This window comes from Ensifer sp. Root954 (genome assembly GCF_001429005.1).
In the GTDB taxonomy this organism is placed as follows: domain Bacteria; phylum Pseudomonadota; class Alphaproteobacteria; order Rhizobiales; family Rhizobiaceae; genus Ensifer; species Ensifer adhaerens.
Genome location: NZ_LMJM01000024.1, coordinates 111,114 through 121,195, shown reverse-complemented (window position 1 = coordinate 121,195; position 10,082 = coordinate 111,114). Strand labels below are relative to the sequence as shown.

Here is a 10,082-nt window from a genome sequence, read left to right as displayed (position 1 = left end):
GAACGAGACGATCACCAACTGCCTGTCACCGGCGGGCGCGGTGGCCGGCGAAGCCGGCTCGGCCCTGGCAAGAGCGGGAAGAAGGGCGAGCGAGAGGGCAAGCGGAATACGGATCATGATCAACTGCATTGTTTTGGTTTTGTCGCAAATGGTTCGAAAATGCGGCAATCCTTTGATCGGTCTGGAAAAAACGCGCTATCAAGGCTACTCCATAGCAACCTGGGCGGAATCGGTCCGGGAACCGAATACACTGGAAATCAACACGCATCAGCGGCCAGCTCCCGTCTTTTCCGACGCGCGGCGCTGAGTTTGCCCGATACTCGAACAAAGCGGTGGCCCCATGGCGATACTCGTTCTCGGCATCATTCTTTTTCTCGGCCTGCATCTCATCCGCGTCGTCGCGCCCGGTTTCCGCGCCGGCGTCATCGAGCGCCGCGGCAAGGGCACCTGGATGGGGATCTATGCAATCCTCAGCCTCATCGGCCTCTGTCTGATCATCTATGGCTTCGGCCAGGCCCGCAGCGAAACGGGCATGCTCTACGATCCGCCCGTATTCATGCGCCATATCGCGCTGCTTCTGATGCTTTTTGCCTTCATCTTCCTTGCCGCCGGCTTCCTCCCGGCCGGGCGCATCGCGGTTGCGGTCAAGCATCCGCAGGTGCTTTCGATCAAGGTCTGGGCGCTGGCGCATCTGCTCGCCAACGGCGAGACGTCCTCCGTCCTGCTGTTCGGCTCGTTTCTCGCCTGGGCGGTGATCCTGCGTATCTCGCTGAAACGCCGCGAGCGGGCAGGCGAACGCGTACTACCGGTGTTCAAATCGGCCTCCAACGATGTGCTCGCCATCATCATCGGCCTCGTCGCCTACGTGCTCTTCGTCTGGAAGCTGCACGAATGGTTGATCGGCGTTGCACCGGTCGTCATGGGCTGATGCAAAAGTGCACCGCGGTTTTGCGTCCGGAATTGCAGTAACAGAAAATTTAGAGCGACGGAGTCGGCCTCGTGTCGGCCATAGGCGCTCTAAATCGCGTCGGCCCCCTTACAAGCGCCGCAAAATCGGGTAGAAGGCGCAAAATCCATGAGAGTGCGGCGGGTGCGGCAAGGACCCCTCGTGCATGCTCGAACAGTTTGAGAGTGTCCGTTTCGCCGATGGTCATGTGACCGTTGGCGCGACGGGCCAGTGTGCAGGCAAGGCCGGGGCAATAGATGGCGAACCAAGACGACAGCTTTATCCGCGAGGTCAATGAGGAACTGCGTTCCGACCAGATGAAGAGCATCTGGGCCCGCTTCGGCGGCGTCATCGTGGCCATCGCCGTGCTTATCGTACTCGGCACCATCGGCAAGGTCGGCTTCGACTACTGGCAGGATGGCGCCTCCTCGAAGTCGGGGGATGCGTTCCTGCAGGCGCTCAACCTCGCCAAGGAAAACAAGACGGACGAGGCGCTCGCCGCCTTGAACACGCTGGAGAAGGACGGCTACGGCGCCTATCCGGTGCTGGCGCGTCTGCGCGCTGCCACGCTGCAGGCGCAGAAGGGCGAGACAGAGGCGGCTGCCAAGGCCTTCTCCGCCATCGGCAAGGACAGCAGCGTCCCGGCAGCTATCCAGGAGGCAGCGCGTCTGCGTGCAGCCTACCTGCTCGTCGATACCGGCGGTTACGACCAGGTTTCGGCCGAGGTCGAGCAGCTTGCTACGCCGCAGAACAACATGCGCCACTCGGCGCGTGAAGCCCTTGGTCTCGCTGCCTACAAGTCCGGCGACTACGCCAAGGCGAAGACCTGGTTCCAGCAGATCGTCGACGATGCGCAGAGCCCGCGCAACGTCACCGGTCGCGCCCAGATGCTGCTCGACGTGATCGCCGCGAGCGGCAAGGCCTAAGACGACAGCCCATCCCACCGGAAGGGCACAGGGTGAAAGACCCTATCGAATCAGCGCATGATCCCAATGTCGGTCTCGACCTTGGGATTGTGCGCTAAAGCGTTTAAAGCAGTTCCAGCAAAAGTGCTCAGCGGTTTTGCGCCCGGAACTGTGAGAGACAAGGCAAGCAGTTCCAGCAAAAGTGCTTAAGCGGTTTTGCGTTCGGGATTGCCGAGTACAATCGCAACAGTTCCTGCTGGAACTGTCGCTGCCCGATGCGGCAGAAAACGAATTTATGAGCGCAGCCGCCTTGTTGGCAGCAGCGCTCCAAGCGGAAACGGATAGATCCATGAGCTTCACCGTCGCCATCGTCGGGCGTCCCAATGTCGGCAAGTCCACCTTGTTCAACCGCCTGGTCGGCAAGAAGCTGGCGCTCGTCGACGATACGCCGGGTGTCACCCGCGACCGTCGCCCGGGGGACGCCAAGTTGATCGATCTGCGCTTCCGCATCATCGACACGGCCGGTCTCGAGCAATCGGGACCCGACACGCTGCAGGGGCGAATGTGGGCGCAGACCGAGGCCGCGATCGACGAAGCCGATCTTTCGCTGTTCCTGGTTGACGCCAAGGGCGGACTGACGCCGGCCGACGAGACGCTTGCCGAAATGCTGCGCCGCCGCGGCAAGCCGGTGGTGCTGGTCGCCAACAAGTCGGAAGCACGCGGTTCCGACGGTGGCTTCTACGATGCCTTCACGCTCGGCCTTGGCGAGCCGTGCCCGATCTCGGCCGAACACGGCCAGGGCATGCTCGATCTGCGCGACGCGATCGTCGCTGCGATCGGCGAAGAACGGGCCTACCCGCCGGAAGACGACGTGGCCGAAACCGATATCGATCTGCGCCCCACGTTCAAGGACGACGGTGAAGACGAAGAGGTGGAGACCGCCTATGATGAGACCAAGCCGCTGCGGGTGGCGATCGTCGGCCGGCCGAACGCCGGCAAGTCGACCCTGATCAACCGCTTCCTCGGCGAAGACCGGCTGCTGACCGGTCCGGAAGCCGGTATCACCCGCGATTCCATCTCGGTCGAATGGGACTGGCGCGGTCGCACCATCAAGATGTTCGACACTGCCGGCATGCGCCGCAAGGCCAAGGTTCAGGAGAAGCTCGAGAAGCTCTCGGTCGCAGACGCGCTGCGCGCCATCCGCTTTGCCGAAACGGTGGTCATCGTCTTTGATGCAACCATTCCCTTCGAGAAGCAGGATCTGCAGATCGTCGACCTCGTGCTGCGCGAAGGCCGGGCGGCCGTTCTCGCGTTCAACAAGTGGGACCTGGTCGAGGATTGGCAGGCGGTGCTTGCCGATCTTCGCGAAAAGACCGAGCGGCTGCTGCCGCAGGCCCGCGGCATCCGTGCCGTGCCGATTTCCGGTCACACCGGCTACGGCCTCGACCGGCTGATGCAGGCGATCATCGAGACCGACAAGACCTGGAACCGCCGCATCTCCACCGCACGGCTCAACCGCTGGCTGGAATCGCAGACGGTTCAGCATCCGCCGCCGGCCGTTTCCGGTCGCCGGCTCAAGCTCAAGTACATGACCCAGGTGAAGGCGCGCCCGCCGGGCTTCATGATCTCCTGCACGCGGCCGGACGCGCTGCCGGAATCCTACGTGCGCTACCTGATCAACGGCCTGCGTAACGATTTCGATCTGCCGGGCGTGCCGATCCGCATGCACTTCCGTTCGGGCGACAACCCGTACGAGTCCAAGGCGAAGAAGCGCCGCTAAAGAGGGAGCGGAAAACCAAACAGGCTTTCCGTCTGCATCCTTCCTAAAGTTCCTGAAAAGTGACCCCGCCGCTCACGCGGCAGGCAGCTTCTCCCGCGCCACGAGCGCGCCGTGATGGCCGATGACGCCGGCAGCGACGCTTGCCGCAAAGGCGGCGGCCTGAGCCGGCTTGTCGCCTGCCACCAAGCGGGAGACGAAGGCGCCGTTGAAGCTGTCGCCGGCGCTGGTCGTATCGACCACGCGCTCGACCGGGGTCGCCGGCACATGCTCAACCGGGGCATCGCCGAAGGCGAGCGTCACACCCTTCTCGCCATCCTTGACGACAAGGTTGGTGGCGCCCAGGCTCTTGTAACGGGCAATCGTCGCGTCGATCGATGCATCGCCGAAATGGGTCATCTCGTCGTCGAAGCTCGGCATCACCAGGGTCGCGGCGCGGGCACCGTCGGTCAGCGTGCGGCGCATGCGCTCGGCATCGTCCCAGAGACGCGGGCGAATATTCGGGTCGAAGACCACCGTCTTGCCGGCAGCCTTGGCGCGGCGCAGCTCCGACAGCAGCGTTTCTACGGCATCGGGCGCAAGGATCGCCAGCGTGATGCCGGAGAAGAGGATGAGGTCGGAGCTTTCGATCGCGCGTCGGAGGTGCTCGGCGTCGTCGGCAAGCAGCTTGGCAGCCGAGTGCGAGCGCCAGTAGGAGAAGCTGCGCTCGCCGTCCTTCAGATGGATCATATAGAGGCCTGCCGAGCGGTTCTCGATGCGGCGGACGGCCGAGGTGTCGATCGCTTTTTCCGCCATGAAGGCCAGCATCTCGTCGGAAACCGTGTCGGTGCCGACGGCGGAGCAATAGGCGACGGTCCAATCAGCAGGCATGAAGAGCCGCGCATAATAGGCGGCGTTGAACGTGTCGCCGGCATAACCTTTGCGCAAGAGCCCGCCTTCCGCCTGCATGAGCTCGACCATGCACTCTCCGATCGCAAGCATCTTTCCGGCCAACGACTTTCCTCCTCACAAGATTTCGCCTGAGACGGGATAAGGGTCTCCATCGTTCTCGGCAAGAGATAGTTTCCGGCTGTTTGGTGGCGATCCGTGCGTGGCGGTGAATGGCGTTTACTCCGGCGCCGGGCAACGCTACACCTTTGCGCGACAGACCGTCTTCAGGGGGCTTACATGGCGTCTCGGCAGGTATCGGGTGACGATTGGTGGCGCGGTGCGGTGATCTATCAGGTCTATCCGCGCTCGTTCCAGGATACCGACGACGACGGCATCGGCGATCTCAAGGGTGTCACCCGCAGGCTGCCGCACATCGCCTCGCTCGGCGTCGATGCGATCTGGCTGTCGCCGTTCTTCACCTCGCCGCAGGCCGACATGGGCTACGACGTCTCGGATTACTGCGACGTCGATCCGATGTTCGGAACACTCGCCGATTTCGACGAGATGCTTGGCGAGGCCCATCGTCTTGGCCTGAAAGTGATCATCGACCAGGTGATCTCCCACACCGCCGATCGCCATCCCTGGTTTGTCGAGAGCCGCTCCAGCCGAACGAACGGGAAGGCGGACTGGTATGTCTGGGCCGATCCTAAGCCGGACGGCACGGCGCCCAACAACTGGCTGTCGATCTTCGGCGGACCGGCCTGGGAATGGGACGGGGTGCGCAAGCAATATTACATGCACAATTTCTTAGGCTCGCAGCCGGACCTCAACTTTCACAATCCCGAAGTTCAGGACGCGGTGCTCGATGCTGCCCGCTTCTGGCTCGACCGCGGGGTCGACGGCTTCCGTCTCGACACGGTCAACTTCTACTTCCACGACAAGCACCTGCGGGACAACCCACCGCTCGTGCCGGATCCGGATGCCACCAGCAACGATGCGCCCGACGTGAACCCCTACGGCATGCAGGACCATCTCCACGACAAGAGCCAGCCGGAAAACATCGCCTTCCTCGCGCGGTTCCGGGCGTTGCTCGATCGCTACGAAGGCCGCATGACCGTCGGCGAGGTGGGCGACGGCGCCCGCTCGCTGAAGACCGTGGCCGCCTATACCAGCGGCGGCGACAAGCTCAACATGTGCTATACCTTTGACCTCCTGGGGCCGGACTTTACCGCGACCCATATCCGCCGCTGTGTCGGGAACTTCCAGGAGGCGGTGACCGATGGCTGGGTCTGCTGGGCCTTTTCCAACCACGACGTGACGCGCCATGTCAGCCGCTTTGCCCGCAATGAAGCGGAGCGGGAGAGGGTGGCGCGGCTGGCGATCACACTGCTTTCCAGCCTGCGCGGCTCGATCTGCCTTTATCACGGCGAGGAATTGGGGTTGCCGGAGGCGGAGCTTGCTTTCGAGGATCTGCGCGATCCATATGGCATCCGTTTCTGGCCCTCCTATAAGGGCCGCGACGGATGCCGCACACCGATGGTTTGGGAGCACGCGGCGGCCAATGCCGGCTTTACCGCCGGCAAGCCGTGGCTGCCGGTGCCCGAGGACCATCGGCGGCTTTCGGTCGACGCCCAGCAGACCGGGGACACGGTGCTCGATCACTATCGCGCGACGCTCGCCTTCCGCCGATCGCAGCCTGCGCTCAGCGATGGCACGATGCGGTTCCTCGACACGAACAGCGATCTCCTGGCCTTTGTTCGCGAGAAAGACGGCGAGCGGCTGCTCTTCGTCTTCAATCTCACCCGGGAACCGCTGGAGTTTCTGGCGCCGTCGGCGGTTGAGCCCCTGGAATTGCCCGGATATCCGGCACGGCTTGAAGCCGGTAGCATCAGGGTTGCCGGACTGTCGGCCTTCTCAGGGAAGTTCTGATGCGCGTATTGTTGATGGATGGCGAAACCATCGGCCGCTGGGTCGAGATGCGTCTGGCGCTCTGGCCGGATACACCGGCGGCGGATCATCGCGCCGAAGTCGAATCCAGTCTCGCGGAGGGCGACCGCTACGCTTCGTTCCTTTGCGAGGACGAAGCCGGCGTCGCTGCCGGTTTCGCTGAAGCGTCGATCCGCCACGATTACGTTAACGGCTGCGAGACCTCGCCCGTCGGCTTCCTCGAAGGCATTTACGTCTTGCCCGCCTACCGCCGTCGCGGCGTGGCGCGCGCCCTGATCACCGCGGTCGAACGCTGGGCGACAAGCCGGGGCTGCCAGGAACTCGCCTCCGACTCGGCGACCGACAATCTGAGGAGCCAAAGCCTGCACATGGCGCTTGGCTTCGAGGAGACGGAGCGCGTCGTCTATTTCCGCAAGGAACTGGCGCCCGCCGTGGCCGACAACTGAGTGCCGCCGCCAATCACCCGATCAGCATGAACTTGTCGACATCGACCAGCCCGCGATCCGAGATCTTCAGATGCGGGATGACCGGCAGCGGCAGGAAGGCGAGCTGCAGGAACGGCTCCTCCAGCGTTGCGCCGAGCGCGAAGGCGGCGTGGCGCAGGTCGTGCAGCGTGTCACGGACGCTCTCATAGGGCTCGAGGCTCATCAGGCCTGCGACCGGAAGCGCGATCTCGCCGGTCACCTTGCCGTCCTCGACGACGACGAAACCGCCCTTGATCTCGCCGAGCCGGTTGGCGGCGATCGCCATGTCCTCGTCGTTGACGCCGACGACGCAGATGTTGTGGCTGTCATGGCCGACGGTCGAGGCGATCGCGCCCTTCTTCAGCCCGAACCCCTGCACGAAGCCATTGGCATGGTTGCCGTTGACGCCGTGGCGTTCGATGACGGCGACCTTGATGATGTCGCGGCCGAGATCGACGCCGGTCTGGTTGCCGACCGCCGGCAGGCGGTAGCGGCGGTGCTCGGTGATGATCTTGCCGGGCAGAACGCCGATGACCGAGGTGTCGCCGTCTGCGACCGGAATGCCGAAGGCGCTGGCATGGACTTGGCCGGCCTTGACGCTGTCGAGCCCGACGGGCGCGACCGGATTGCGGGTGGCAAAGAGCGCGTCGGTGACGCGGCGACCACCGGAGAACACCGTTTCGGCCTTGCAGTTTTCCAGGCTGTCGATGACCACGAGATCGGCGCGCCAGCCGGGCGCGACCAGGCCGCGGTCGCGCAGACCGAAGGCGCGGGCGGCCGAGATCGAGGCGGCGCGGTAGATCGCCAGCGGCTCGACGCCGGCGGATATCGCCGTGCGGATCATGTGGTCGAGGTGACCCTGTTCGGCGATGTCGAGCGGGTTGCGGTCGTCGGTGCAGAGCGCCAGGTGCGGCGACAGCCGCTCGGTGATGATGGGCATCAGCGCATGCAGGTCCTTGGAGACCGAGCCCTCTCGCACGAGGATGTGCATGCCCTTGCGGATCTTCTCCATGGCTTCTTCAGCGCTGGTGCATTCATGATCGGTGCGGATACCGGCTGCGAGATAGCCGTTCAGGTCCTTGCCTGAAAGCAGCGGTGCGTGGCCGTCGATATGGGCGCCCTGGAAGGCATCGAGCTTGGCGAGGCAGACCGGGTCCTTGTGCACAACACCCGGAAAGTTCATGAACTCGGCAAGGCCAATGACTTTCGGATGGTGGCGGAAGGGCAGGAGACGTTCGATCGGCAGGTCGGCGCCCGACGTTTCTAGATGCGTCGCCGGCACACAGGAGGAGAGCTGGACGCGGATGTCCATGATCGTTTCGAGCGCCGAATCCAGGAAATACTCGATGCCCTCGGTGCCGAGCACGTTGGCGATCTCGTGCGGGTCGCAGACGACGGTGGTGATGCCGAGCGGCAGGACGCAGCGGTCGAATTCGTGCGGCGTGACCAGCGAGGATTCGATGTGCAGATGGGTGTCGATGAAACCGGGCACGACGATGCGGCCCGTGATGTCGATTTCCTCGCGCCCCTCGTAGCTGCCGAAGGTGCCGACGATGCGGTCGCCGGAGATCGCGATGTCGGAGGCGACCAGTTCGCCGGTGACGAGATCGAAGAACTGCCCGCCCTTCAAGACGATGTCAGCCGGCTCGCGTCCGACGCCCTGATCGATATAGCGTTCCAGCGCTTCGGACATGAGGCAACTCCTTCTTATACGCGCCCCGGATGTCTCGGCGGGACGACGCTTGGCTTCATTGTTGCGGATAAGAGTAACCCTTCCCCCGTTGCCGGGGAAAGGGTTCTGACAGTCTCGACGAGGCCTGCTTAGATATTGCTGTTGAGAACGGCGCGCAGCTTGCCGAACAGCTCGTCGATTTCTGCCTTGCTGATGATCAGCGGCGGTGACAGCGCAATGATGTCGCCGGTGGTGCGGATCAAGAGGCCGCTCTCATAGGCCTTGAGGAAGGCGGAGAAAGCGCGCTTTGTCGGCTCGCCGGCGATCGGCTGCAGCTCGATCGCGCCGATCAGGCCGAGATTGCGGATGTCGATGACATGCGGGCAGTCCTTCAGCGAGTGCAGGCCCTCTTCCCAATAGGGCGCCAACTCGGCGGCGCGGGTCAAGAGGCCCTCTTCCTTGTAGGTATCGAGCGTGCCGAGGGCGGCGGCCGAGGCGATCGGGTTGCCCGAATAGGTGTAGCCGTGGAAGAACTCGATCATGTGCTCCGGGCCATTCATGAAGGCATCATGGATCTCGGAGGTGACGAAGACCGCACCCATCGGGATGACGCCGTTCGTGAGACCCTTTGCGGTCGTGATGATATCCGGCTTCACGTCGAAATACTGCGCGGCAAACGGCGTGCCGAGGCGGCCGAATCCGGTGATCACTTCATCGAAAATCAGCAGGATGCCGTGCTTGGTGCAGATCTCGCGCAGTTTCTGCAGGTAGCCCTTCGGCGGGATCAGCACGCCGGTGGAGCCGGCCACCGGTTCGACGATGACGGCTGCGATGGTCGAGGCGTCATGCAGCGTAACGATACGCTCGAGTTCGGTCGCGATATCGCCGCCATGCTCGGGCTCGCCGCGGGTGAAGCCATTCTGGGCCGGCAAGTGGGTGTGCGGCATATGGTCGACGCCGGTCAGAAGCGTGCCGAACATCTTGCGGTTGGAGACGATGCCGCCGACCGAAATGCCGCCGAAGTTGACGCCGTGATAGCCGCGCTCGCGACCAATCAGGCGGAAGCGCGAGCCGTCGCCCTTGGCGCGGTGATAGGCGAGTGCCACCTTCAGCGCGGTGTCTACCGATTCCGAGCCAGAGTTGGTGTAGAGAACGTGGTTCATGCCCTCGGGCGCGATGTCGACCAGGCGGTTTGCCAGTTCGAAGGCCTTGGGGTGGCCGAGCTGGAAGGCCGGCGCATAGTCGAGCTCGCCCGCCTGCTCACGGATCGCCTCGGTGATCTTCGGGCGACAATGGCCGGCGTTGACGCACCACAGACCCGCCGTGCCGTCCAGTACCGTGCGGCCGTCATGGGTCGTGTAGTGCATGTCCTTGGCGCCGACGAAGAGGCGCGGTTCCTTCTTGAACTGCCGGTTCGCAGTGAACGGCATCCAGAAAGCACGCAGGTCGTTCGGCGTGTTAAGGCGGTTCGACATTCCAGTTCTCCTCGGTCTCTCTTGTC

8 protein-coding genes and 1 pseudogene are annotated in these 10,082 nt (G+C 63.6%); 5 read left to right on the top strand and 4 right to left on the bottom strand.

Annotation, left to right across the window (positions count from 1 at the left end; all coding sequences use genetic code 11):
• Window positions 1-117 (bottom strand): annotated as a pseudogene (locus tag ASE71_RS36985) (polysaccharide deacetylase); the annotation flags it as partial.
• 223 nt (window positions 118-340) lie between these two features.
• On the opposite strand from ASE71_RS36985, the gene ASE71_RS18460 reads away from it, so the two are divergent.
• The 3 genes from ASE71_RS18460 to der all read left to right on the top strand — a co-directional run bounded on the left by ASE71_RS18460 (window position 341) and on the right by der (window position 3,631).
• Window positions 341-928: an NnrU family protein gene (locus ASE71_RS18460; protein ID WP_060518793.1), complete on the top strand. Its 588-nt coding sequence runs from the start codon at window positions 341-343 to the stop codon at window positions 926-928.
• Window positions 929-1,203: 275 nt separating this feature from the next.
• On the top strand, window positions 1,204-1,872 hold the full coding sequence (locus ASE71_RS18455; RefSeq protein WP_034788954.1) for a tetratricopeptide repeat protein: 669 nt from the start codon (window positions 1,204-1,206) through the stop codon (window positions 1,870-1,872).
• A gap of 328 nt (window positions 1,873-2,200) precedes the next feature.
• Window positions 2,201-3,631, top strand: coding sequence for a ribosome biogenesis GTPase Der (der, locus tag ASE71_RS18450; protein ID WP_060518791.1), 1,431 nt, complete (start codon window positions 2,201-2,203; stop codon window positions 3,629-3,631).
• 72 nt (window positions 3,632-3,703) lie between these two features.
• Here the strand turns inward: der and ASE71_RS18445 are convergent, their stop codons facing one another.
• Complete coding sequence (locus ASE71_RS18445; RefSeq protein ID WP_060518789.1) at window positions 3,704-4,621, bottom strand: sugar kinase; 918 nt, start codon at window positions 4,619-4,621, stop codon at window positions 3,704-3,706.
• Between the two features lie 174 nt (window positions 4,622-4,795).
• Here ASE71_RS18445 and ASE71_RS18440 point away from each other — a divergent pair, with 174 nt between their 5' ends.
• Window positions 4,796-6,427 (top strand): alpha-glucosidase family protein, encoded by a 1,632-nt coding sequence (locus ASE71_RS18440; protein ID WP_060518787.1) that lies wholly within the window; start codon window positions 4,796-4,798, stop codon window positions 6,425-6,427.
• Window positions 6,427-6,891, top strand: a complete 465-nt coding sequence (gene aac(6') / locus ASE71_RS18435) for an aminoglycoside 6'-N-acetyltransferase (protein WP_060518785.1) — start codon at window positions 6,427-6,429, stop codon at window positions 6,889-6,891. The genes ASE71_RS18440 and aac(6') overlap by 1 nt, the downstream gene beginning before the upstream one ends.
• 13 nt (window positions 6,892-6,904) lie before the next feature.
• Here aac(6') and ade read toward each other — a convergent pair whose 3' ends face one another.
• Window positions 6,905-8,602, bottom strand: a complete 1,698-nt coding sequence (gene ade / locus ASE71_RS18430; RefSeq protein ID WP_060518783.1) for an adenine deaminase — start codon at window positions 8,600-8,602, stop codon at window positions 6,905-6,907.
• Window positions 8,603-8,730: 128 nt separating this feature from the next.
• Window positions 8,731-10,056 carry an aspartate aminotransferase family protein gene (locus tag ASE71_RS18425; protein WP_034788948.1) on the bottom strand — a complete coding sequence of 442 codons (1,326 nt, stop codon included), beginning with the start codon at window positions 10,054-10,056 and terminating at the stop codon, window positions 8,731-8,733.
• Between the last annotated feature and the right edge of the window lie 26 nt (window positions 10,057-10,082).

Excerpts from the sequence above, each read along its gene's own strand:
- ASE71_RS18425 (WP_034788948.1), bottom strand. The coding sequence starts at position 10,056 with ATGTCGAACCGCCTTAACACGCCGAACGACCTGCGTGCTTTCTGGATG.
- ASE71_RS18460 (WP_060518793.1), top strand. The coding sequence starts at position 341 with ATGGCGATACTCGTTCTCGGCATCATTCTTTTTCTCGGCCTGCATCTC.
- ASE71_RS18440 (WP_060518787.1), top strand. The coding sequence starts at position 4,796 with ATGGCGTCTCGGCAGGTATCGGGTGACGATTGGTGGCGCGGTGCGGTG.
- ade (WP_060518783.1), bottom strand. The coding sequence starts at position 8,602 with ATGTCCGAAGCGCTGGAACGCTATATCGATCAGGGCGTCGGACGCGAG.
- ASE71_RS18455 (WP_034788954.1), top strand. The coding sequence starts at position 1,204 with ATGGCGAACCAAGACGACAGCTTTATCCGCGAGGTCAATGAGGAACTG.
- der (WP_060518791.1), top strand. The coding sequence starts at position 2,201 with ATGAGCTTCACCGTCGCCATCGTCGGGCGTCCCAATGTCGGCAAGTCC.